22 protein-coding genes are annotated in these 21,886 nt (G+C 67.1%); 15 read left to right on the top strand and 7 right to left on the bottom strand.

From position 1 onward, the window contains the following. Positions 1 to 11 precede the first annotated feature (11 nt). Both WS75_RS28315 and WS75_RS28310 read right to left on the bottom strand, forming a co-directional pair. A complete protein-coding gene (locus tag WS75_RS28315; protein WP_059685541.1) occupies positions 12 to 1,625 on the bottom strand; it encodes a DUF2957 domain-containing protein in 1,614 nt (537 codons plus the stop codon). Positions 1,626 to 2,254: 629 nt separating this feature from the next. After that, the gene (locus WS75_RS28310) at positions 2,255 to 2,551 is read right to left on the bottom strand and encodes a cupin domain-containing protein (protein WP_059685539.1); all 297 of its coding nucleotides are present in this window, start codon (positions 2,549 to 2,551) and stop codon (positions 2,255 to 2,257) included. A gap of 429 nt (positions 2,552 to 2,980) precedes the next feature. On the opposite strand from WS75_RS28310, the gene WS75_RS28305 reads away from it, so the two are divergent. The 3 genes from WS75_RS28305 to WS75_RS28295 all read left to right on the top strand — a co-directional run bounded on the left by WS75_RS28305 (position 2,981) and on the right by WS75_RS28295 (position 5,548). Further along, positions 2,981 to 3,925: an ABC transporter ATP-binding protein gene (locus tag WS75_RS28305; RefSeq protein ID WP_059685537.1), complete on the top strand. Its 945-nt coding sequence runs from the start codon at positions 2,981 to 2,983 to the stop codon at positions 3,923 to 3,925. 5 nt (positions 3,926 to 3,930) lie between these two features. After that, positions 3,931 to 4,701: an ABC transporter permease gene (locus WS75_RS28300; RefSeq protein ID WP_057927564.1), complete on the top strand. Its 771-nt coding sequence runs from the start codon at positions 3,931 to 3,933 to the stop codon at positions 4,699 to 4,701. 145 nt (positions 4,702 to 4,846) lie between these two features. Then, entirely contained in the window at positions 4,847 to 5,548 is a 702-nt protein-coding gene (locus WS75_RS28295; protein ID WP_059685535.1) for an MBL fold metallo-hydrolase, read from the top strand. A 35-nt stretch (positions 5,549 to 5,583) separates the two neighbouring features. On the opposite strand, the gene WS75_RS28290 is transcribed toward WS75_RS28295, so the two are convergent. After that, positions 5,584 to 5,814 carry a hypothetical protein gene (locus tag WS75_RS28290; protein WP_059685533.1) on the bottom strand — a complete coding sequence of 77 codons (231 nt, stop codon included), beginning with the start codon at positions 5,812 to 5,814 and terminating at the stop codon, positions 5,584 to 5,586. A 364-nt stretch (positions 5,815 to 6,178) separates the two neighbouring features. Between WS75_RS28290 and WS75_RS28285 the strand changes: the two genes are divergently transcribed. The 4 genes from WS75_RS28285 to WS75_RS28270 all read left to right on the top strand — a co-directional run bounded on the left by WS75_RS28285 (position 6,179) and on the right by WS75_RS28270 (position 9,241). Beyond that, positions 6,179 to 6,610: a YciI family protein gene (locus WS75_RS28285; RefSeq protein ID WP_059685531.1), complete on the top strand. Its 432-nt coding sequence runs from the start codon at positions 6,179 to 6,181 to the stop codon at positions 6,608 to 6,610. Between the two features lie 131 nt (positions 6,611 to 6,741). After that, complete coding sequence (locus tag WS75_RS28280) at positions 6,742 to 7,548, top strand: DinB family protein (RefSeq protein WP_059685529.1); 807 nt, start codon at positions 6,742 to 6,744, stop codon at positions 7,546 to 7,548. After that, on the top strand, positions 7,545 to 8,276 hold the full coding sequence (locus WS75_RS28275; protein ID WP_059685527.1) for an alpha/beta fold hydrolase: 732 nt from the start codon (positions 7,545 to 7,547) through the stop codon (positions 8,274 to 8,276). Before WS75_RS28280 ends, WS75_RS28275 begins: the two co-directional genes overlap by 4 nt. A gap of 116 nt (positions 8,277 to 8,392) precedes the next feature. Then, positions 8,393 to 9,241 (top strand): alpha/beta hydrolase, encoded by an 849-nt coding sequence (locus WS75_RS28270; protein WP_179948962.1) that lies wholly within the window; start codon positions 8,393 to 8,395, stop codon positions 9,239 to 9,241. 81 nt (positions 9,242 to 9,322) lie between these two features. Here the strand turns inward: WS75_RS28270 and WS75_RS28265 are convergent, their stop codons facing one another. Beyond that, positions 9,323 to 9,553 (bottom strand): hypothetical protein, encoded by a 231-nt coding sequence (locus WS75_RS28265; RefSeq protein WP_059685523.1) that lies wholly within the window; start codon positions 9,551 to 9,553, stop codon positions 9,323 to 9,325. Positions 9,554 to 9,833: 280 nt separating this feature from the next. Continuing rightward, positions 9,834 to 10,739, bottom strand: coding sequence for a hypothetical protein (locus WS75_RS28260; RefSeq protein WP_059600279.1), 906 nt, complete (start codon positions 10,737 to 10,739; stop codon positions 9,834 to 9,836). A 78-nt stretch (positions 10,740 to 10,817) separates the two neighbouring features. Here WS75_RS28260 and WS75_RS28255 point away from each other — a divergent pair, with 78 nt between their 5' ends. Then, positions 10,818 to 11,156: a helix-turn-helix domain-containing protein gene (locus WS75_RS28255; RefSeq protein ID WP_044844401.1), complete on the top strand. Its 339-nt coding sequence runs from the start codon at positions 10,818 to 10,820 to the stop codon at positions 11,154 to 11,156. A 602-nt stretch (positions 11,157 to 11,758) separates the two neighbouring features. Next, a complete protein-coding gene (locus WS75_RS28250; protein ID WP_059685521.1) occupies positions 11,759 to 13,705 on the top strand; it encodes a Xaa-Pro dipeptidyl-peptidase in 1,947 nt (648 codons plus the stop codon). A 100-nt stretch (positions 13,706 to 13,805) separates the two neighbouring features. Here the strand turns inward: WS75_RS28250 and WS75_RS28245 are convergent, their stop codons facing one another. After that, positions 13,806 to 14,735: a 2-hydroxyacid dehydrogenase gene (locus tag WS75_RS28245; RefSeq protein WP_059685519.1), complete on the bottom strand. Its 930-nt coding sequence runs from the start codon at positions 14,733 to 14,735 to the stop codon at positions 13,806 to 13,808. A 166-nt stretch (positions 14,736 to 14,901) separates the two neighbouring features. Here WS75_RS28245 and osmF point away from each other — a divergent pair, with 166 nt between their 5' ends. The 5 genes from osmF (at position 14,902) to WS75_RS28220 (ending at position 19,585) form a co-directional block, all read left to right on the top strand. After that, positions 14,902 to 15,825: a glycine betaine ABC transporter substrate-binding protein OsmF gene (osmF, locus tag WS75_RS28240; protein WP_059685517.1), complete on the top strand. Its 924-nt coding sequence runs from the start codon at positions 14,902 to 14,904 to the stop codon at positions 15,823 to 15,825. Next, entirely contained in the window at positions 15,822 to 17,000 is a 1,179-nt protein-coding gene (locus WS75_RS28235; protein ID WP_059685516.1) for an ABC transporter permease, read from the top strand. Before osmF ends, WS75_RS28235 begins: the two co-directional genes overlap by 4 nt. After that, positions 16,997 to 17,935, top strand: coding sequence for an ABC transporter ATP-binding protein (locus WS75_RS28230; RefSeq protein ID WP_059685514.1), 939 nt, complete (start codon positions 16,997 to 16,999; stop codon positions 17,933 to 17,935). Before WS75_RS28235 ends, WS75_RS28230 begins: the two co-directional genes overlap by 4 nt. After that, entirely contained in the window at positions 17,932 to 18,699 is a 768-nt protein-coding gene (locus WS75_RS28225; protein ID WP_156429909.1) for an ABC transporter permease, read from the top strand. Before WS75_RS28230 ends, WS75_RS28225 begins: the two co-directional genes overlap by 4 nt. 217 nt (positions 18,700 to 18,916) lie before the next feature. Further along, entirely contained in the window at positions 18,917 to 19,585 is a 669-nt protein-coding gene (locus tag WS75_RS28220) for a lytic transglycosylase domain-containing protein (RefSeq protein ID WP_059685512.1), read from the top strand. A gap of 75 nt (positions 19,586 to 19,660) precedes the next feature. Here the strand turns inward: WS75_RS28220 and WS75_RS28215 are convergent, their stop codons facing one another. Beyond that, a complete protein-coding gene (locus WS75_RS28215) occupies positions 19,661 to 20,536 on the bottom strand; it encodes a LysR family transcriptional regulator (RefSeq protein ID WP_059685510.1) in 876 nt (291 codons plus the stop codon). Positions 20,537 to 20,705: 169 nt separating this feature from the next. On the opposite strand from WS75_RS28215, the gene WS75_RS28210 reads away from it, so the two are divergent. Further along, a complete protein-coding gene (locus WS75_RS28210) occupies positions 20,706 to 21,812 on the top strand; it encodes an alkene reductase (protein ID WP_059686335.1) in 1,107 nt (368 codons plus the stop codon). Positions 21,813 to 21,886: the final 74 nt, after the last annotated feature.

The following is a 21,886-nucleotide window of genomic DNA, read 5'->3' as shown; positions in this document are numbered from 1 at the left end:
TCAGTCCGCCGTTACTGGACGAACGCGCCGACCGTGAAGAACGGGTTGACCTTGTTGTTGTTGACGACCATCGCGTAGATGTTCCCGGCCGTCACGAGCCAGCCGGTGTCGCCCTTGCTGAAGATCGCCACATTGCCGTTCGCCCCCTTCGCGTTGAAATCCTGCGACGCCGTGACCTTGATCTTGCCGGGCGTGGCCTGCGTGTAGTCGAGCGCGAACTGCGACGTGACCGACGACGTCTGCGGGTCGATGAACGCCGCGGTGGCGCCCTGGAACAGCGTCGACGTGTAGTTCGCGGCCATTGTCGATACGGCGGTACCGTCGTTGCAGCTGCCGGCCTGCGCCAGGAAGAAGGTGCCGTCGAAGGTGCCGGGCAGATCCGGATGCGGGATGTTGTTGTTGAAGCTCGGCCCCGCCGTCGCGATCGCGAACGTCGCGGTGCTGGGTGCCACGACACCGCACGCGGATGCGCTCGTTGCGCCGATGAAACCGCCCTTCAACGAATTGGCCGAGACGGCCGTCGTCCGCGACAGCATCGAGATCCCCACCTCGGCATCGGCGACCGACGCCAGCAGGTTGCTCGCGTCGATATGCGTGTAGCCCACGCGAATCACGACCGGCACCAGAACGCCGTTCAGCTTGCCGACGATCATGATGCCCTTCGCCTGACTCGGCGCGACGATGACGATTGCCGATCCCTGCCCCGCGAACGGATAGATGAGGGTGCCGCCCGCGTTCGTCACCGCGTGGCTCACGAACACGTTGTCGGGCGAGCCGTCCGCGTTCTTGCGCAGCGCCCACGGCGTTCCGGTGGTCTGGCACGAGTAATCGCTGCCTGCCGTGATGGTGCACGAGCCGTCGGCATTGAACGTCTGGTTCCAGTTGACGACGTCGGGTTGCCAGCCGACCGCCCCCGTGCTGCTCTGCGCGCTGCCGCCGACCGGCGACAGGTGGATGCCGAGTTCGTTGTAGTTGCCCGCGACCTTCGAGAAGTCGGTTTCGGTATCGGTGAAGCCGATGAACGGATAGAAATCGAAGGTGCGCGACGGCACGGTGCCGAGCACGATGCCCGGGAACGGCTCGAGACCGGCGAACGCGATCGTCGCGCCCGGAATCCCGCCGCCAACCACCCCGTTGCCGACGAACAGCATCGGCGGATCCGCGCGATTGATCGCCACCGCATACGCGCCGTCGCTCGTCGCGCCGCTGTCGAGCACGAACGCACAGCGGTTCTGCTCGGCGGTCGGCAGATTGGTCGGATGATGGAATGCACCGCTGATCGTCAGGCCCGCGCGCGTGTCGTTGACCTGCCCCGCCGCGGTCGGCACCGACGATTCGATGAACTGCATCTGGTAGGTGAGCTTCGTCGTGTCGAACTTCACCTTCACGTATTCGCCGCTGCCGGCGCCGCCCGTGTAGGTCGTCGTGTAGTCGAGCGAATCCGGACACAGCTTCGTCACGACGGGCGGCGTCGTTTCCGCGCCGCTCGGCCCGCATGCGCTGCCTGAGCACTGCGGCACGTTGATCGGGCCCGGATCGTCGCCGCCGCCGCAACCGGCAACGAACGGCAGCGCCAGCACGGCGCACGACAGGATCGCCTTCCGCCAATCAGGAATGCAAAGCATCAACCCCTCCTTTTTAGGTACGACAGGTCTCGTCCGGATGAGCTGCGTGGCCCACCGGTTGGTATCGCGCCGACGCGACAATGCGCGGCACATGACGATGCGCACGATGTGCGCCGTGTTGCCGGTCACGCCAATGCGATCAGGATCGACGCGGCTGGCAAGCGCTATCCGGCGCCGCCGTCATGCGGCACGGCGCCATCGGGGAAATCGAAATGGAATGGGGTGCGTCGCTACAGCGACAACGCGATGCGATGACGCAGGCAGCACGCAATGCGCGGCGCGCCCGCATCCTGCGAAAAGCAGGGAAACGGCAGTGTGGAAAGGCCCTCGGATAGGCATGTCATGTTTTGGTCTCCGTACGTACGCGTGATTCGTTATCGTGATGCGTCGTTTGTCGAGACTATGATCGGACGATCCGCACAAGTAAATGGATGCAGAGTTCCAAACGTGCCGAACCGCGCGATCCTCGGTGCGAGCAGGGTGTTTGACAGTTTTTCAAACAGCCTTCAATTTATTTGCTCAGACAAATACCGGAGCTGTATAACGCGCGTTTGAATGTCGGTGCCCCACGTCGTGCAAGGCCCGGCGTGCGAACCGCCGGTGGCCCGCACGCATGCTGCGGTGCAACTTCACACGTCGATGATCGCGAGCGTGCCGTGACTGCCCGGCAGCACCGCGTGGCGCAAGCCGGCGGCAGCAAGATACATCTGCCCGGCTTCGACGACGATCGTCTCCGCGTCGACCTCGAGCATCAGCCTGCCGTCGAGCACCAGCAGCCCTTCGTCGTAGTCGTGCACTTCCGCTTCGTACGGCTGCGCGTCCATGCGCAGCACCTTGATCCGGGCCGGCCCGACTTCGCCGACGACCGTGGATTTCCATGCAACGGCCTGCGCGGCCGCGACGGACTTGAAATCGATCAAGGACATGTGCTTCGCTCCGGGACGTGAGAGGGATGCATTATCGCGAGCGCGGCGCACACCGTCCCGGTACGGCCCGACGACGTTCGAGCGGCACAGTCGGCATAGTGCCCGCCCCGCTGCCGCGCACAAGCGCGATCGCCATCCCGTTGCCCGAAAATCGCGCGCATTGTTCGCCCGATTGGAATAAAGCGCTGCTTTATTGAACGACACGCACACATTTTCCGCAAATCCGACGCCGGCATCGCATGTCCTTTGCGTCGAAATGCATTTCCATCTTCCGATTGCTAATATGGCGGTCCTGCGATCCCGCACCACAACGCCGTTCGACATGACGCCCGTTCGCCATGCCGCACCCGACACCGGCCGCTTCGCAGCGGCGGCACCGGGCTCGCGCGGCGCGCAGCGTCGGACCGACCGGCCATGCCACCCGTGAGCATGCAACCGATCCTTTCCGTCTCCGACCTCTCCAAGACTTACGCGTCCGGCTTCCAGGCGCTGAAGCACGTGACCCTCGACATCCGCCCCGGCGAGATCTTCGCGCTGCTCGGCCCGAACGGCGCTGGCAAGACCACGCTGATCGGCTCGATCTGCGGCATCGTCACGCCAACCGAAGGCCGCGTGACGGTCGGCGGGCACGACATCCGCGATCAATACCGCGCCGCCCGCGAAATGATCGGCCTCGTGCCGCAGGAGCTGACGACCGATGCGTTCGAAACCGTCTGGGCGACCGTGTCGTTCAGCCGCGGCCTGTTCGGCAAGGCACCCGATCCCGCGTACATCGAGAAGACGCTGAAGGCGCTGTCGCTGTGGGACAAGCGCGACAACAAGCTGATGACGCTGTCGGGCGGCATGAAGCGCCGCGTGATGATCGCGAAGGCGCTGTCGCACGAGCCGCGCATCCTGTTCCTCGACGAGCCGACGGCCGGCGTCGACGTCGAGCTGCGCCGCGACATGTGGAAGCTGGTCGACTCGCTGCGCGAAAGCGGCGTGACGATCCTGCTCACCACGCACTACATCGAGGAAGCCGAGGAAATGGCCGACCGGATCGGCATCATCCTCGGCGGCGAGCTCGTGCTCGTCGAAGAGAAGCGCGAGCTGATGCGCAAGCTCGGCAAGAAACAGCTGACGGTGCAGCTCGAGCATCCGCTCGCGACCGTGCCGGGCGAACTCGCCGCGTTCGGGCTCGAACGCGCGGACGACGGCGCCGCGCTCGTCTACACGTACGACTCGCAGCGCGATGACGCGAGCATCGCGAAGCTGATCAACGCGCTCGGCTCGGCCGGCATCGGCTTTCGCGACCTGCACACGACGCAGAGCTCGCTCGAGGACATTTTCGTCAGCCTGATCGACAACCGCCGCAACGGCACACAAGGGGCCTAACGCACATGGCGAACTGGAATTTCCACGGCATCCGCGCGATCTACCGCGCCGAAATGGCGCGCACGCGGCGCACGCTGATGCAGAGCATCATCGCGCCGGTGATCTCGACGTCGCTGTATTTCGTCGTGTTCGGCTCCGCGATCGGCTCGCGCATCAGCGACGTAAACGGTATCGGCTACGGGTCGTTCATCGTGCCGGGGCTCGTGATGCTGTCGCTGCTGTCGCAGAGCATCTCGAACGCGTCGTTCGGCATCTACTTCCCGCGCTTCACGGGCACGATCTACGAGATATTGTCCGCGCCCGTGTCGTATTGGGAGATCGTGATCGCGTATGTGGGTGCGGCCGCGTCGAAGTCGCTGCTGCTCGGGTTGATCATCCTCGCGACGGCAGGCCTGTTCGTGCCGCTGCACATCCTGCATCCGTTCTGGATGGTGCTGTTCCTCGTGCTGACGTCGATCACCTTCAGCCTGTTCGGCTTCGTGATCGGCATCTGGGCCGACAGCTTCGAGAAGCTGCAGCTCGTGCCGCTCCTGATCATCACGCCGCTCACGTTCCTCGGCGGCAGCTTCTATTCGGTCGACATGCTGCCGCCCGCGTGGCGCATCGTCACGCTGTTCAATCCGATCGTCTATCTGATCAGCGGCTTCCGCTGGTCGTTCTACGGGCTGGCCGACGTGCACGTGTGGATCAGCCTCGCGGCCACCTCGCTGTTCCTCGCGATCCTGCTCGCGATCGTCGCGTGGATGTTCCGCACCGGCTACAAGCTGAAGAACTGACGCGCCGCAGGGTTGCCCCGGTTCGCGGATCCGGAGCGGCGCTGCTAGACTGGATCGGAAGGTCGACTGCCGCCGTCTGCCGCACCGCAAACCGCGGTGCGCGGGCGGCGCGGCTGCCGCCCCCCTCCCTGCGTGAGGATCCCCGATGAGCGCCTCCCGAATCGACGCCGTCCGCGACGGCCTGTTTCGCGCCACGTCCTACGTCGACACGCTGAACCTGAGCTTCAGTCAGTTCTTCGTCCGATCGTCGCACGGTGACGTGCTGTGCGTCGAAACGGGCACGCGTTCCAACTTCACGCAACTGAGCGCGGCGCTCGACACCGTCGGCATCGCGCCGTCGATGGTCAGCAACGTGATCGTCCCGCACTTCGAGGCCGACGAAATGGGCGCGCTGCCCGACTTCCTCGCGGCCAATCCGGCGCTCGTCGCGTACGGACATCCGATGTGTACATGGGGGCTTGCCGACGTGTTCGGCGTACGCGCGATTCCGTTGAAGGACGGCGAGCCGACGACGCTCTCGGGCATCGACGTCGTGCCGGTCTTCACGAAGCACGTGCATCAGTGGGACGCGCTCGTCGTGTATCTGCCGGCGTACAAGGCACTGCTGTCGTCGGACATCCTGATGCGCTTCGGCCGGGAGGAGACCGACGACCCGCTGCCGGCAATCCTCGACGCGATCACGCGCTCGGACTACCTCCCGTCGCTCGCGCACCTGGCGAGCGCGCTGCGCCGCATCCAGGCGCTCGATCTCGACATCATTCTGCCGATGCACGGCCCGGCGATCACGCATGACATCGCACGCGTGATCGCCGGTGTGATCGCACATTGCGAGGCGGCCGCGGCGTAACGCACGCGCCGCCGTGTGCGGCCGCTCGTCGCCGGTCAGGCGCCGGTCACGACGAATTCCGCAGCAGCCTTGCTCTGGATCGCGGCCATCACTGCGAGTTCGCGCTTGCTGCGCGGCTCGTCGGATATGACGCCCGTCGCATGCTTGGCCTTCGCGCCGAGCGGGAAGAACACGAACGACGCGCCGGCCGGCGCATTCGGCTCGGCACGCAGGCGTTTGTTCAGAATCTTCAGGTATTTTTTCTTCGAGACTTCCTTCGTTGCCATGGCGCCCTCCACATGAACGTAATGCTGCTCAGCATACCAGTTTTGACCGGGGGTTCCGGCGCGTCGCCGCACGATCGACCCGAACTGGAATCGACCGGCTTGCGCGACTCGCCGCGTCGGGACGCGGCCGATGCCGTCCACCTCCGGTTGCACGCGCGAGCGAATCCTCCACTGCGCGCGGCGCGTCCGTGACGCGATGCTGCCCGCGGCTGCCGCCTCCCCCTTCACCGCGCATCATAATTTTTTGCGCGCGATGTCGATTCGCGCGCACGTCATGCGTCGTAGTGTCGTAACCGCTCGTTTTGCCGTCCGCACGGCAGTGCCGATTGCGGATTTTCCCTTTCCCGTTCAAGGAGTAGCGACAATGCGCGTCATGGTGATCGTCAAGGCAACGGCCATTTCCGAATCGGGCACCATGCCCGATACCGAACTGCTGGCCGCAATGGGCCAGTACAACGAGGCACTCGTGAAGGCCGGCGTGATGCTGGCCGGCGAAGGGCTGCACCCGAGTTCGCGGGGCAAGCGCGTGCACTTCTCCGGCAAGGACCGGACCGTCATCGACGGCCCGTTCGCCGAGACCAAGGAACTGATCGCCGGCTACTGGCTGTGGCAGGTGAATTCGATGGAAGAAGCCGTCGAATGGGTCAAGCGCTGCCCGAATCCGATGCCCACCGAATCGGACATCGAGATCCGCCAGGTCTTCTCGCCGGAGGACTTCGGCGAGGCGTTCACGCCGGAGCTGCAGGAACATGAAGCACAGCTGCGCGCGGAGATGGAAGGCAAGCGGAGCGCATAAGGCTGGCCCGGCCGGCGCGCAGCAGCGCAATCGAAGCGGGCGCCCGGCCGAATCCTCTGCATAAACGGATTGACCGCGTCTCGTCGAGTAACGTAGCATTTCGACACGTTATTCGGCGAGGCCTTGCTGTCATGCATTCCCGTTTCGACCGTTTTCGCGCGACGCCACTCGGCGCGCAACTCGAAGCCCTCATTACGCAGCCCGCGCGCTATCTCGAATTCGCGGCGCTGTCGCGCGTCGGCGTCGCGGCGATCGGTGCAATCCAGCACGAGATCGCGCACAAATTCCCCGAAATCGAAGCCGATACGACCGCCCGGCAGTTCTGCGGCGCGATGGTCGCCGACGTGATGCGCCGCCACGGGCACGACGTCGTGCAGGCGCGCGGCCGGATCGGCGGCGCGCTGTTCAGCTACGGCGCGGTATTCAGCGCGTTTCCGCGGGTGCTGCCGTTCGCCGACGTCGTCGCCGCGCTGGCCGCGATGCCCGACCGGGTCGCCGCGTATGCCGCTCGCGTTCCCGCCGCGCTGGTCACGCGCCGCCCCGCCGGCACGGGCTTCTCGCTCGTCGAACATGCGTGCCACCTGCGCGACCTCGACGCGGTGTTCGCCGAACGCATCGATGTCGTGCGCATGCACGAACTGCCGGTGATCGCGTCCGTCGACGGGACCGCGCTCGCCGCGCAGCGCGACTACCTCGCGCAGCCGCTCGACGAAGCGCTCGCCGCATTCCGCGCCAGCCGCGCCGCGCTGTGCGCGGCGGCCGCGGCGCTGCAACCGTCCGAACGCCAGCGCTGCGGGCTGCGCGACGGCATCCGCCGGATGTCGCTCGACGAACTCGTGCGCGAACTGCTCGACCACGATCGCACGCACGCGCTCGAACTCGACGAACTGCTCGCCGAATTCGAATTGCCGCCCCTTCCGTTGTCGAACGCCCAATGAACCAGCCCGCTCCGCCCGTCGTCTTCGTTCACGGTTTCATCGGCACATTCGACGTGCCCGGATGGCCAGGCCCGCATCTCGCCCCCGACCTGCTCGGTTACGGCATCCATCGCGACGCACCGTCCGACGCGATCACGCTCGCCGCGCAAGTCGAGCATGTCCGGCAGGCAATCGACACGCACTTCGGCACGCAGCCGGTCGATGTCGTCGGTCACTCCGTCGGCGGCGCGATCGCGATGCTGTTCGCCCATGCGCATCCAGCGCGCGTGCGCCGGATCGTCAACGTCGAAGGCAACTTCACGCTCGACGATGCGTTCTGGTCGGCGTCGGTCGGCCGCATGTCGACCGCGCAAGCCGACGCGATGCTCGACGGCCTGCGCGGCGATCCGGTCGGCTGGCTGCGCGGCTCGATCGACGATCCGTCGCCACGCCAGCTCGACGACGCGCGCCGCTGGCTCGCGCATCAGCCGGCGTCGACGCTGCGCGCGACGGGACGCTCGGTCGTCGCGACGACGGGCGATCCCGATTATCTGCAGGCGCTCGCCGAAGTATTCGCGCGCCATCCGGTGTGGCTCGTCGCGGGCGAACGCTCGCGTGCGGGCTGGCACGTGCCGGACTGGGCGCTCGCGCGCTGTGCGGGCTTCGAAACGATCGCCGGCTGCGGGCACCTGATGCCGGCCGAGCAGCCTGGCGCGTTCCAGGAAGCGCTTGCACGCTGTCTCGGCTGACGCGAACGGCCGCGGCTGCGCGCCCGCCGCCTGACAATCCGTAGGTTTCGCAGAAATATGGCTGAAAGGGACGGTTGTTAGAGTCGTCGAACAGGGTTTTCCCGATGCGAGGCTCCATGAATCTGGTACGCGCGTTCTGGCTACTACTGCTGCTCGCCGCCGCAGGCCCGGCCCTCGCCTATCAGGCGCGGGTCGTCGCGATTCCGAGTGCCGCGATGAACCAGACGCTGAAGGCGACCGTCGTGCTGCCCAACGACTACGCACGCCTGCGCCACGGCCCGGAACGCGGCGTCGAGCGTTTTCCGGTCGTCTACCTGTTGCACGGCTCCGGCGGCGACCACACCGACTGGACCGCGAACACGCACATCGCGGCACTGGCCGATCGCTACCACGTGATCCTCGTGATGCCCGACGGCGGACACGAAAGCTGGTACATCGACAGTCCGTTCGACTCGGGCAGCCGCTACGAAACCTTCGTCGGCGACGAAGTCGTGTCGTATGTCGACATGCACTTCAGAACGATCGCGACCAAGGGCGCGCGCGCCATCACCGGGCTCAGCATGGGCGGCTTCGGCGCGCTGCGCATCGCGCTCGACCGGCCCGACACGTTCGGCGCGGTCGGCAGCATCAGCGGCGCGGTCGATCCACGCTGCTGCGAGGACGAACCGGGCATCGACCACGTATTCGGCGACCCCGGCCGCCATCCGTCATTCTGGAACCGCAACGCGATCGTCGAAAACGCGCGCGCGTTCGTCCGCGCACATCTGGACCTGACGATCGACTGCGGCCGCGACGACTCGTTCGTCGGCTCGAACCGCACGCTGCATCAACGACTCGTCGCGCTCGGCGTGCCGCACGACTATGCGGAGCGTCCGGGCGGACATACATGGGACTACTGGGCACACGCGATCCGCTACCAGATGCAGTTCTTCGCGACGTCGTTCCAGCACGGCGGCTACGCGTAGCATCCTTCCGGCGCGACACGGGCGTGTCGCATTTCGCACTCGGCCATGCGCGGAAGTGAACGTAGCAGCCGCGAATTGCGTTCAGTTGCCGTGCGCCGCGTTGGCCCCCACCACGCGATCGAAGCACTCCTGCGCACGCGCCAGTTCATCGAGCGCGCGATCGAGGCGCGACATCGCACGCGCATATTCGGCCGACGAGACGTCGTCGTCGCTTTCGCCGCGCACCGCGCGAAACGCCTGATCGACGTTGCGCGTCGCTTCGACGAAGCGTTGCGCCGCTTGGGCTTCCCGCGAACAGATGTGGATCGACATCGACACTTCTCCCTCAGGATTGCAGTGTGAAGCAAGCCGACGCCCAGCGTGCGTGGTGCGCATGTCAGCGGCGTGAACGACGGCGAGCAGCCTGTCAACGCACGAGCCACCGCGCAGCATGCTTCGTGGCGATTGTCTCGCGACGCTTGCCGATCTGCCACGGCGAGTTTGCAACACATTCTTGCGCGCTCCGCGATGGCGGCCACACACATGCGCGTCGTTGCACGCGCATTCAGCAGTCCTGCTTCACGTCACGCACCGCACATGCGCGGCGCGAACGTCATGCACGCCCGATACGCGGATGCGCGAGACCGCCGAACGCGGCCGCTTCGCCGGGCGACAGATCGAACAGATCGCCGGTGAGCCCGCTCGGATGCTCGGCCGTGGGCCGGCTGCGCAGTCGCGCGACATGCGTGGGCGCGACGTAGGCGGCCGCCGTTTCGATCGGCGGCACGTCGAACAGGTCGCGCGTGACGCCACGCACGGCATCCGTCGGCGAACGGCCGCGCAAGCGCGCGACCAGTTCGACGAAGCGATCGAAATCGCCGGCGCGCGTCGCCTTGTTCACCTCGGCGAGATCGCGCGCCTTCAGCACGCACGGCTGCGCGAGTCGCACGAAATACGGTGCTTCGAGTTCGACCGACAGCGCAAGCGGATAGCTCTTGCCGGTTTGCTCCTTCGCGCGCCCGATGCAATCGACCACGGCCGCGCCCTGCGCGACGCCGAGCGGCTTGCCCGTGCTCACGCTGCGCAGGTGGTCGGGGAACACGCGCAGTTGCGTGCCGACCGTCAGTGCGGTGGACGATGCGCAGACGAGTGCGTAGTGCTGTTCGCGGCGCCGGCCCGACGGCAGCGTCGAGCGGCTCGCGATGAAGGTGTGCGCCGGCAGCGGCCGCACCTGGCCGCTGGCGTCGACCCAGGCATTCCACAGCAGCGCGTCCTCGCGCCTGCGCTCACCGGGCCGCGTGCGCGACGCGACCGGCGAAAACAGCGCGAGCAACGAGCCCGTGCGATGCGCGGCGACTTGCGCGCTGCTGCCGAGCGGCTGGTTGATCCCCCACAGAAAACGCCCGCCCCCGAGCCGGCGCTCCCATTCCTTGCGCAGCACGACGGTCGGCAGTTCCTCGCCGGACTCGGTACCGATCTTCGTCCAGCAGAACGTGGGAGGGAGGTGTTTCAGTGTCATCAACTTTCTCGGGATACAGCCTCGCTGGTGACAGCAAGCCCATTCAACAACCGTAACTGTATAGGTATAATGCATCGCATGGAAGCCCCGGACCATGATTTTCCTGTACAAGACCTGTTGCGCCGTCTGATGGCGGACACGCGCTCGTCCAGCGAAATTGCCAGGCTTTCCGGCGTCAGCCAGCCGACCGTGTCGCGCCTTCGGCTGTCGAACGGGCATCGGCTGCGACGCAGCGCGCCATTCAATAAGCTATGCAGTTTCTATGGCGTCGATACCGGCCCGGCGCGCCGCCGGTACAACGACCTGCTGCGCGACGCGATCGTCGACGCCTGGGACGGCTCCGACGAACACGGGCGGGCGCTGCTGGTCGTGATTCAGGGGTTGAAGGATCTGCAGGCGAAGGCCGACGACGGCTGACCCTCACCGGCGTTCATGAATGGATGCAAGACTGAAAGCATCCCGCGAGCGGGCGATGGCGAACACGATTCGTCATCGCCCGTTTTGCATTGGACGATGCGGCGCGAAGCGGCGGCAGACGCGCCGCCAGCACACCACGCGCGCCGCATCGATGGCGTCTCAAATATTTTTTACTCACAGTTAAAAAAGTTTGACACGCCGTTTTCACTGAGATAACTTTTGCGCAAGCTTCCGGAAAGCAAACGCGAACCGGCAAGCCATCACGATGCGCGGCGCGGCCGAAACCGCCAATCCGTTTCACTCCTTCGCCGCACGCGCATCGCGTCGTGTTTTTCCGCAGCGCAGCACCGCAGCTCGCAACATCCCCGTCTCATCGAATGATGTCGTTCCGCCTCACCTGGAAGGACGCGCGGCATACGCACATTTACTTTGCAGTCCTGCATGATATGCAGGGCGAAGCCACGGCTTTCAGGCCGGCGCAGGCCGCCGGCGTTGTCCCGATGGTGCGGTTTCCTTTTCGTTGCATGCAGTAATCGGCCCGGCCCGCAGGGGGCGTATCGCGGAACGGTCGTATCCACACAATCAAAAGAACGAGGTCGGCAATGCAATTTCATTTCAGAGGATCGCGCCGCGCATGGCTACCCGCGCTCGTTGCAGCCGCGACGCTCGCCGCGTGCGGCGGAGATGACGGCGGCAGCGTGGCGGGCGTGTCCGCGCTCGCGCAAGGTCAAGGGCAAAACCAGGATCAGCAGGGTGAAAATGCTCAAGGGCGCGTGTCGCCGTCCGGCGTTCCGTACGCGAATCCGGCCAGCGGCGGGCGCTACAAGCCGGTGATCGCCAACGGTCAGGTGCAGCCGTCGCTATCCGGTGGCACGATCGAGGAAAACGCGTGGGTCGACACGCCGGTCGACTCCGACGGCGACGGTACGCGCGACCGCATTCACGTGCGCATCGTGCGTCCGTCGGAAACCGCCAACGGCGCACGCACGCCGGTCATCGTGCTCGCAAGCCCGTACTATGCCGGGCTCGCCGACAGCCCGAACCACGACGTCGACGTCGAACTCGACGGCACCCCGCATCCGGCCGTCACTGCGGCCGCGGCAGCCACCGGCGCGTCCGCGCGCATCATGGCCGCGGTGCCGCAGACGCACATGCTGCAGCAGCTCGAGGCGGCCGCGGCCGGCCGTTCGTGGATCGAGGGCTACTTCATTCCGCGCGGCTTCACGATCGTCTATGCGGATTCGCTCGGCACCGCCGGTTCCGACGGCTGCCCGACGATCCTCACGCGCGACGAATCCGTCGCGATGGCGTCGGTGATCCGCTGGCTCGGCCGCGATGCCACCGCGAAGGATGCGAGCGGCAAGCCGGTCGTCGCGAACTGGTCGACGGGCCACGTCGGCATGTACGGCGTGTCGTACGACGGCACGCTGCCGAAGATGGTCGCGAGCCTGCGCACGCGCGGGCTCGACGCGATCGTGCCGATCGCCGGCCTGTCGAACATGTACGGCTACTACCGCTCGGGCGGGCTCGTGCGCGCGCCGGAGGGCTATCAGGGCGAGGACGTCGACGTCTATATCAAGGCACTGCTGACGAACGCGCATCCGGAGCGCTGCACGCACCTGATCGACGAGGCGTCGCAGCAGGAAGACCGCAAGACGGGCGACTATTCGCCGTTCTGGGCCGCACGCGACATTCCGACCGCGCACGCGGTCGCGCCGGCACTCGTCGCACAAGGGCTGACCGACGACAACGTGCGCGTCGACCAGTCGACGTCATGGTATCTGGCGATGCGGCGCCAGGGCGTGCCGACGCAACTGTGGCTGCATCGCCTGAAGCACACCGACCCGACCCGCGTGCCGGCGATGGCCGATGCATGGACTGCCGAGGTGAACCGCTGGTTCACGCGCTACCTGATCGGCGTCGACAACGGCGTCGAACGCGATCCGCGCGCGGTGGTCGAGCAGGCCGACGGCACGCTGCTGAAGGAAGCCGACTGGGCCGCGCGGCACGCCACGCCGGTCGCCTACTTCGCGGGCGGCGACGGCACGGGCACCGGCACGCTGTTGCGGCTGCCGAGCGGCGGTCCGCTCGCGCGCTTCACCGACGATGCGTCGATCCCCGCGCTCACGCTGGCGAACGCCGCGACCGGCGAGCATCGCAGCCGCTTCGAGACAGCGCCGTTCGCGGCCGCCACGCGCCTGTCCGGCACCGCGACCGCACGCGTGCGGCTGACCTTCACCGGCGTCGCGAACGTGACGGCGCTGCTGGTCGACCGCGCACCGGATGGGTCGGCCACGATCGTCACGCGGGCATGGACCGATCCGCGCAATCGCGTGTCGGACTGGTTCTCGCAGCCCGTGCTGCCGGGGATGCCGTATGACCTGAAGCTGACGTTCATGCCGCGCGACTACACGCTCGAAGCGGGTCACAAGCTCGGCCTCGTCGTGCTGTCGAGCGACAACGAGGCCACACTGCGGCCGACGCCGGGCACCGGTCTCGCGCTCGATCCGGCAGGCACGTCCGTGACGGTGCCGCTGGTTTCGTCCTGAGCCGGCGCGGTCCGGCACGACTGACCGCCACGCGCATGCGATCGCGCCCGATCGCATGCGCATGACGCCGGGTGACACGTATCGAAGGCGTCGCCCCCGCTCACAACGGCGTCAGCACCGGCTCCCCCGCGAAATGCCGCGCGGCGTTGTCGAGAAACTGCTGGACCGAACGATCGAGCGCCTCCGGCGACCAGCCGCCCATGTGCGGCGTCAGCACGATATTGTCGAGCGCCGTGAGCGCGCGCGGCGGCTCCGGCTCGCCTTCGTACACGTCGAGCCCGGCGCCCGAGATGCGCCGTTCGCGCAGCGCATCCGCCAACGCAGCAGAATCGACAACGCTGCCGCGCGACACGTTGACGAGAAACCCGCTGGGGCCGAGCGCGTCGAGCACCGTGCGATCGATCAGATGACGCGTGCCCGCGCCGCCCGGCGTCGCGACGATCAGGAAATCGGCCCATTGCGCGAGCGCCTCGACACGATCGAAATAGCGATACGGAACATCCTTCGCAGAACGGTTGTGATAACCGATCTCGATGTCGAAGCCGGCCGCGCGCCGCGCACACTTCTCGCCGATCTTGCCGAGCCCGACGATACCGAGTTTCTTGCCCGACACGTTCGGCGGCATCGGCAGCGCGTCGCGCCATACGCCGGCGCGGGTGTTCGCATCGAGTTGCACGACGTTGCGCACGGCCGCCAGCAGCAGCGCGAACGCGTGATCGGCGACGCAATCGTCGTTGGTGCCTGCGCCCGTCACCACGGTGATGCCGCGCGCCTTCGCATGCGCGACATCGATGTGCTCGTAGCCCGCGCCGAGCGCGCTGACGAACGTGAGCTGCGGCAGACGATCGATTTCGGCAGCTGTCAGGCCCGTGCTGCCGTTGGTCAACACCGCGCGGATCGTGCTGCCGTGTTCGGCGATCGCGCGTTCGCGTTCATCGGCGAACGGTGCATGATGGACGTCGTATGACGCGGCGATCTGGCGGTGCGCGTCGTCGCGCAGCGCGATAAGGACCAGCAGCTCAGGCTTCATGTCAGCAAATGTCCGCAGGCGGGAATGCGTTCCAGTTTAACAACGGCGCGTGACGCGCGCGGGTTATCCCCACGCGCGCTGTGGACGTGCCGCCGCACATGGTTTGCCAAAGCCGACTCAGTCAAGTAACTTTCGGCGTACGTCCCCGTTCTGGAGAATGGCCCCGATGAAGCTCGCCCTGCCCGCCCGAATCCTGGGCCTCGCGTTCGCCGCCGCTGTCGTGGCACCCGGCGCGCACGCCGACACGCCCGTCGTGGTGTCGTCGAAGATCGACACCGAAGGCAACCTGCTCGGCAACGTCATCGCACAGGTGCTGAAGTCCCATGGCATCCCCGTCACCGAAAAGATCGCGCTCGGCACGACGCCGATCGTGCGCAAGGCGCTCACGAGCGGCGAAATCGACATCTACCCCGAATACACGGGCAACGCCGCGTTCTTCTTCAACAAGGCCGACGATCCCCTCTGGAAGGACGCGAGCCAGGGCTACGACACCGCGAAGAAGCTCGACTATGCCGCCACCCATCTCGTCTGGCTCGCACCCGCGCCCGCGAACAACACGTGGGGCATCGCCGTGCTCGCGCCGGTCGCGCAAGCGCAGCACCTGAAGACTTTCTCGGATTTCGGCAAGTGGATCGCGGGCGGCGGCAAGCTGAAGCTCGCGGCGTCGGCCGAATTCGTGAACAGCGCGTCCGCGCTGCCGTCGTTCGAGAAGGCCTACGGCTTCAAGCTGAAACCGGATCAGCTCGTCGTACTGTCGGGCGGCGACACGGCCGCGACGATCAAGGCCGCCGCGAACCAGACCGACGGCGTGAACGCGGCGATGGTGTACGGCACCGACGGCGGGATCGCATCGAGCGGCCTCGTCGTACTCGACGACGACAAGCACGTGCAGCCCGTCTACGCGCCGACGCCGGTGATTCGCGAAGTCGTGCTCAAAGCACATCCGCAAATCGCCGAGTACCTGAAGCCGGTGTTCGCAAGCCTCGACCTGAAGACGCTGCAAATGCTGAACGCGCGCATCCAGATCAACGGCGAACCGGCCGCCAGCGTGGCAAAGAGCTACCTGAAGTCGAAAGGCTTCGTCAAGTGACGGGTCGCGCGGTGGCGTCCGCGCGACGCATCGCGCTGGATAAAGTCGGCATCCTGATCGGTGTCCTGACGATCGTCGCGGTGTTCGGCCTGCCGTTCATGGTGCTTCGGCCGAACCGCATCGCGGCCGGCACGGGGCTGTCGGCGTTCGCCGCGCTGCCCGCGGTGCAGGGGGCCGCGCTCGCCGCGTTGTGGGTCGTCGGCGCGTTGTGGGCGATGACGGCGAGCCGTCCCGCGTGGCGGCTCGCGGCGGGCTGCACGTGGCTCGCGACGCTGGCCTACGCGGTCGGCGCCGCGGCGACGCACGTCGTCGCACCCGACGACGTGCTCGCACGCGTGTCGCCCGCGGCAGGCGTCTGGCTGCTGCTGTTCGCCTGGGCGGTGCTGGTCGCCGACGCCCTCGCGCGGCTCGCCTTCGGCCCGTGGCGCCGCCTCGTCGCACTCATCGTCGCGATCGCAGCGATATCGGTGCCGCTTGCGACCGGCTGGTGGGACGGCCTGTCCGTGATGCGCGAATACGCGGTGCGCAGCGACGACTTCTGGCGCGAAGCAATCCGGCACGTGTCGCTCGCGGGCGGATCGGTCGCGGCCGCGCTTGTCGCGGGCCTGCCGCTCGGCGTCGCGTGTGCGCGGGTCGCACCGGTGCGCACCGTCGTGATGCCGGTGCTCAATATCGTGCAGACGATCCCGAGTATCGCGATGTACGGGCTGATGATGGCACCGCTCGGCCTGCTCGCCGCGCACGTGCCGCTCGCGGCCGCGCTCGGCATCCGCGGGATCGGCGTCGCGCCGGCCGTGCTCGCGCTGTTTCTCTACTCGCTGCTGCCGATCGCGTCGAGCGTCGTGGTCGGGCTCGAACAGGTGCCGCCGCATGTGACCGAAGCGGCTCGCGCGATGGGCATGACGCGCGCGCAGCGGCTGCTGCGCGTCGATCTCGTGCTCGCATTGCCGGTGATTCTGAGCGGCGTGCGCATCGTGCTCGTGCAGAACATCGGGCTGACCGCGGTCGCCGCGCTGATCGGCGGCGGCGGCTTCGGCACCTTCATCTTCCAGGGGATCGGGCAATCGGCCGCCGATCTCGTCCTGCTCGGCGCGATCCCGACGATCGCGCTCGCACTGGCGGCCGCCGTCGTGTTCGAAGCCGCGACCACGCTTGCGAAGGGACGTACCGCATGATCGAGATCGAACGCATCGGCAAACGCTTCGGCGACGTCGTCGCCGTCGACGACGTGTCGCTGACGATGAAGCAAGGCACGATCACCGCGCTCGTCGGCGCATCGGGCAGCGGCAAGTCGACGCTGCTGCGGATGATCAACCGGCTGATCGCGCCGACCGCCGGCACGATCCGCATCGACGGCGTCGACACCGCGAGCGTGCCGCCCGAGCAGTTGCGGCGGCGCATCGGCTACGTGATCCAGGGGCACGGCCTGTTTCCGCACTGGAGCGTCGCGCGCAACATCGCGACCGTGCCGCGCCTGCTCGGCTGGCCGGCCGAGCGCATCGACGCACGCGTGCGCGAACTGCTCGACCTGTTTCATCTCGCACCGACCGAATTCGCGGCCAAGCTGCCGCATGAACTGTCGGGCGGCCAGCAGCAGCGCGTCGGCGTCGCGCGTGCGCTCGCGGCCGAGCCCGCGATGCTGCTGATGGACGAGCCGTTCGGCGCGCTCGATCCGATCATCCGCAACAAGGCGCAGGACGACCTGTACGCGCTGCAGCGCCGCCTCGGCATCACGGTCGTGATCGTCACGCACGATATCGAGGAAGCGCTGAAGCTCGGCGACACGATCGCGGTGATGGACGGCGGACGGCTGCTGCAGGTCGCGCCGCCGGCCGAGATCCTCGGCAAGCCGGCCGCGGGTGTCGTCGAGCAGCTCGTCGCCGGCGTGGACCGGCCGCTGCGCCTGCTCGCGCTGACGCCGATCGACGTGGTGGCCGAACCCGGCCATGCCGACGGCGAACCGATCGCCGCGACGCGCACGCTGCGCGATGCGGTGTCCGAGCTGCTGTGGCGAGGAGCGGACGCATTGCCCGTCGACGACGGCAACGGGCACGCTGCGCGCCGCATCACCCTCGATGCGATCCGCGCGCATGCGAGGAAGCCCGCATGACGATGAAGCCCGCGCGTTCGACCCTGCCGCGGCGGTTCCCTGCGTATGTCGCGCGTGCGGCCGCACTTGCGCTGCTGCTCGTGCTGCTGCTGCGGCCCGAGTCGCTGCAGGGCGTGTTCGCGCCGTTCGCGGACAACGGCGCGCCCGTCATCTACGATCGCGCGAGCCTGCTCGACCTCACGCTCGCGCATCTCGGCACCGTCGCGCTGTCGAGCCTGATCGGCACGCTGGTCGCGGTCGCGGCCGGCATCGCGGTCACGCGGCCGGCCGGCGCGGATTTCCTGCCGGTCGCGCGCAGCGTCGTCGACATCGGCCAGACCTTTCCGCCGGTGGCAGTGCTGGCGCTCGCGGTGCCGGCCGTCGGCTTCGGGCTGAAACCCGTGCTGATCGCGCTCGTGTTGTACGGGCTCCTGCCGATTTTCGAGAGCACGATCGCGGGGCTCGAAGACGTGCCGCGCGACGTCGTCGACGCCGCGCGCGGGATGGGGATGAGCGGCTGGCAGCAACTGACGTCGGTCGAGCTGCCGCTCGCGTTTCCGGTGATCGTGAACGGCATCCGGCTCGCGGTCGTGATCAATCTCGGCACCGCGACGATCGGCTCGACGGTCGCCGCGCGCGGGCTCGGCGACGTGATCATCGCAGGCCTGCAGACGTCGAACACGGCGTTCGTGCTGCAGGGCGGCGTGATCGTCGGGCTGCTCGCGGTGCTGGTCAGTGATGCGATCGGCGCACTTGCACGGGTGGCGAGCGCGCGGCGGCCGTAGCACGCATCCGCGATCGCGACACGCGTATGAAATGGGGGCGCCAGAGAAAATCCGGCCGTTCTTCATCCGGACTCCGATACGTGTTCGTGCAACGATCGAGTCCGTGCGAGGCACCCGCCGACAAAATCCTACATCGCGCTTTCATTCGAGCCCGCACTCGCACACGCCCGATGATTGGCCGATATACTATGCGCCTCCCATTTCCCCGCACTTCACCATGCGACGACGGTTTCTCTGGCTGATCGTGTTTTCGCTCGGCATCGCGCACCAGGCCTCGGCGCAGCAGGCGCCCGCATTGCCTGCCTCCGCGCCCGAAGCCGCCGCATCCGCGCCGACCGACGCATCCAACCCGCTCGCGAACGATCAGCCCAACGAAGCAAATCGTCGCATCACGTCCTACCTGACGAAAAAATTCGGCGTCGCGAAAGAGCGCGCCGCGAAGCTCGCCGATATCGTGAGCATGACTGCGACGAAATATTCGCTGCCTCCTGCACTCGTTTACGCCATCATCTCGATCGAATCGCGCTTCCAGGAAAAGGCGCGCGGCCAGCATGGCGCGACCGGACTGATGCAGGTCGTGCCTTCCGCGCACCGCGGCATGCTGCGCAACGTGAAAGACCTGACCGAACCGAATGCGAACGTCGAAGCCGGCTCGAAGATTCTGTCGGGCTATGTGCGGGCGGCCGGCGGCAACGTGCAGGCCGGGTTGAAAAGCTACGGCGGATCGAATGCGTATGCGGCAAAGGTGATGCAGCGGGTCGACACGTTCCGCTTCGTGCTCGAACCCGAAGACGGCGCGAAAGGCGCGAACGACACGAGCGCGCGTATGATGCCGGTCAGCGATCTGTCGACCGCGGCGCCCGCCGCGAGCCGCAACGCGAAGTAAGCGCACCTCACGCTACCCACCGCGCGTACCTGCGTATCCCGCAGCGGCGGGACGCACGACGGCACATACCGCCGCTCACTCGCGTGCGAAATGCGCGCGCAGAAATTCGATGAAATGCTGCGTTTTCGCGGGCAGCAAACGCGTTTCGGTCATCGCATAGATGGGCACCGGGGTGCCCTCCCATTCCGGTAGCACGCAGCGCAACCGGCCGGCGGCCACGTCGTCGGCCACCACTTCCTCCGGCAACTGGATGATCCCCGCGTCGTGCACGGCCAGTTGCCGGTTCATGCCGACGCTGTTGACGACGAACCGCCCGCCCACCGGCACGTCGACCGTGCGCTCGCCGCGACGCAGCGTCCACGTGGTGACGCGTTGCACGCTCAGACACTGATGGCGCGTCAGGTCGCCTGGTTCGAGCGGCTCGCCCGAACGTTCGAGATAGCGTGGCGATGCATACAGGTTGCTGCGCAACGTCGCGAGCCGCCGCGCGACGAGCTGCGAGTCCGCGGATTCGCCGATGCGGATCGCGACATCGAACGGCTCGCTCACCAGGTCGACGCGCCGCGACGTCAGCTCGAAATCGAACGTCAGCTTCGGATACCGTTCCGCGAATTCGACGATCAGCGGCGTCAGGTAGATCACCGCGAAATCGACCGGAAACGACGCGCGCAGCACCCCGGACGGTTCGGCCAGCAGCCCGCCGAGCTGCTCGTGCGCGAGCCGCGCCTCGTCGACGATGCGCTTGCAGCGCTCGAAGTACAGCTGCCCGGCCTCCGTGAGCTCGATCCGGCGCGTCGTGCGATGCAGCAATCGCAAGCCGATTGCCTTTTCCAGCGCGCCGATCCGCCGCGACAACGTCGAATTCGGCATCCCCAGCGTCTGGGCGGCACTACGAAAGCCGTGCGCCTTCACGACCTCCACGAACAGCGCCATGTCGTTCAGCAGCTCCATGCCAACTGCTCCATCAATGGATCAATGATCTCCACGATACCCGGTTTATCTCGAAAAGGAAGCAATGGATGATGCTGACGTGGAGGCGAGGCCGGCGCAACGTGCGCGGCTGCCGCCCGATGCGGCATCGCCCCGGTGGCGCATCCCGAACTTCGATGAGGAAAACGCGATGAAACAACTGTTCGTCCCGGCCCCGACCGACCAGGACACGCCGCAACTGTTCGCCCCGGTGCGCGTCGGCCGGTACACGCTCGACAACCGCCTCGTGATGGCGCCGATGACGCGCAGCCGCGCCGCGTTCGACGGCACGCCCGGCGCGTGGGCCGCCGAGTACTACGCGCAGCGCGCGGGCCTCGGGCTGATCGTCACCGAGGGCACGCAACCGTCGGCCGACGGCCAAGGCTACCTGACGACGCCGGGTATTTATACCGACGCGCACGTCGCCGGCTGGAAGACGATCAGCGACGACGTGCATGCGCGCGGCGGCCGCCTGTTCATCCAGCTGATGCACGTGGGCCGCATGTCGCATCCGGACAACACGCCGCACCACCGGCAAGGGGTCGCGCCGTCGGCGATCGCGCCGGGCGTGCCGATGTTCACGGCGACGGGCATGCAGGAAATTCCGGCGCCGCGCGCACTGACGACGGCCGAGGTGCGCGACACGGTGAACGACTTCCGCTTCGCCGCGCGACGCGCGATCGAGGCCGGCGCCGACGGCGTCGAGATTCACGGTGCGAACGGGTATCTGGTCCAGCAGTTCTTCGCGCCGAACGCCAATACGCGCACCGACGAATACGGCGGATCGATCGAGAATCGCGCGCGCTTCGCGATCGAAGTCGCTGCCGCGATCGCCGACGAGATCGGCGCGGATCGCACGGCGATTCGCCTGTCGCCCGGCACCACGCTGTGGGGGATCGACGAAGGTCCGGAATGCGCCGAGCTGTACCGCTACCTGGCGACGCAGCTCGACGCGCTCGGCCTCGCCTATTTGCACGTGATGCATCAGGGCGATGAATCGCTGCTCGCGGACCTGCGTGCGCGCTGGCGCGGCACGCTGATCCTGAACCGCCCGGGGCGCACGCGCGACGCGATCGGTGCCGATGTGGCATCGGGTCTCGCCGATCTCGAAGCGTATGGCCAGATGGTGCTCGCCAATCCGGATTTCGTGACGCGCGTGAAGACGGGCGCACCGATGAACGACGCACAGCGCGAGACGTTCTTCGGCGGCGATGCACGCGGGTATGTCGACTATCCGGCGCTGAGCGGCGCGGCATAAGCGCTGCAAAGAGAAACGGCGCGTCATGATGTCGTCATGACGCGCCGCCTTGGCACGATACGGGCTGCTCAGCC

It is taken from the genome of Burkholderia sp. FL-7-2-10-S1-D7 (genome assembly GCF_001524185.1).
Taxonomy (GTDB): Bacteria; Pseudomonadota; Gammaproteobacteria; order Burkholderiales; family Burkholderiaceae; genus Burkholderia; species Burkholderia diffusa.
The sequence above is the reverse complement of the archived record's forward strand: the minus strand, read 5'-3'. Positions and strand labels throughout refer to the sequence as shown.

Bases quoted from the DNA above. Each gene is read 5' to 3' on its own strand.
- WS75_RS28315 (WP_059685541.1), bottom strand. From the start codon at position 1,625: ATGCTTTGCATTCCTGATTGGCGGAAGGCGATCCTGTCGTGCGCCGTG.
- WS75_RS28310 (WP_059685539.1), bottom strand. From the start codon at position 2,551: ATGTCCTTGATCGATTTCAAGTCCGTCGCGGCCGCGCAGGCCGTTGCA.
- WS75_RS28305 (WP_059685537.1), top strand. From the start codon at position 2,981: ATGCAACCGATCCTTTCCGTCTCCGACCTCTCCAAGACTTACGCGTCC.
- WS75_RS28300 (WP_057927564.1), top strand. From the start codon at position 3,931: ATGGCGAACTGGAATTTCCACGGCATCCGCGCGATCTACCGCGCCGAA.
- WS75_RS28295 (WP_059685535.1), top strand. From the start codon at position 4,847: ATGAGCGCCTCCCGAATCGACGCCGTCCGCGACGGCCTGTTTCGCGCC.
- WS75_RS28290 (WP_059685533.1), bottom strand. From the start codon at position 5,814: ATGGCAACGAAGGAAGTCTCGAAGAAAAAATACCTGAAGATTCTGAAC.
- WS75_RS28285 (WP_059685531.1), top strand. From the start codon at position 6,179: ATGCGCGTCATGGTGATCGTCAAGGCAACGGCCATTTCCGAATCGGGC.
- WS75_RS28280 (WP_059685529.1), top strand. From the start codon at position 6,742: ATGCATTCCCGTTTCGACCGTTTTCGCGCGACGCCACTCGGCGCGCAA.
- WS75_RS28275 (WP_059685527.1), top strand. From the start codon at position 7,545: ATGAACCAGCCCGCTCCGCCCGTCGTCTTCGTTCACGGTTTCATCGGC.
- WS75_RS28270 (WP_179948962.1), top strand. From the start codon at position 8,393: ATGAATCTGGTACGCGCGTTCTGGCTACTACTGCTGCTCGCCGCCGCA.
- WS75_RS28265 (WP_059685523.1), bottom strand. From the start codon at position 9,553: ATGTCGATCCACATCTGTTCGCGGGAAGCCCAAGCGGCGCAACGCTTC.
- WS75_RS28260 (WP_059600279.1), bottom strand. From the start codon at position 10,739: ATGACACTGAAACACCTCCCTCCCACGTTCTGCTGGACGAAGATCGGT.
- WS75_RS28255 (WP_044844401.1), top strand. From the start codon at position 10,818: ATGGAAGCCCCGGACCATGATTTTCCTGTACAAGACCTGTTGCGCCGT.
- WS75_RS28250 (WP_059685521.1), top strand. From the start codon at position 11,759: ATGCAATTTCATTTCAGAGGATCGCGCCGCGCATGGCTACCCGCGCTC.
- WS75_RS28245 (WP_059685519.1), bottom strand. From the start codon at position 14,735: ATGAAGCCTGAGCTGCTGGTCCTTATCGCGCTGCGCGACGACGCGCAC.
- osmF (WP_059685517.1), top strand. From the start codon at position 14,902: ATGAAGCTCGCCCTGCCCGCCCGAATCCTGGGCCTCGCGTTCGCCGCC.
- WS75_RS28230 (WP_059685514.1), top strand. From the start codon at position 16,997: ATGATCGAGATCGAACGCATCGGCAAACGCTTCGGCGACGTCGTCGCC.
- WS75_RS28225 (WP_156429909.1), top strand. From the start codon at position 17,932: ATGACGATGAAGCCCGCGCGTTCGACCCTGCCGCGGCGGTTCCCTGCG.
- WS75_RS28220 (WP_059685512.1), top strand. From the start codon at position 18,917: ATGCGACGACGGTTTCTCTGGCTGATCGTGTTTTCGCTCGGCATCGCG.
- WS75_RS28215 (WP_059685510.1), bottom strand. From the start codon at position 20,536: ATGGAGCTGCTGAACGACATGGCGCTGTTCGTGGAGGTCGTGAAGGCG.
- WS75_RS28210 (WP_059686335.1), top strand. From the start codon at position 20,706: ATGAAACAACTGTTCGTCCCGGCCCCGACCGACCAGGACACGCCGCAA.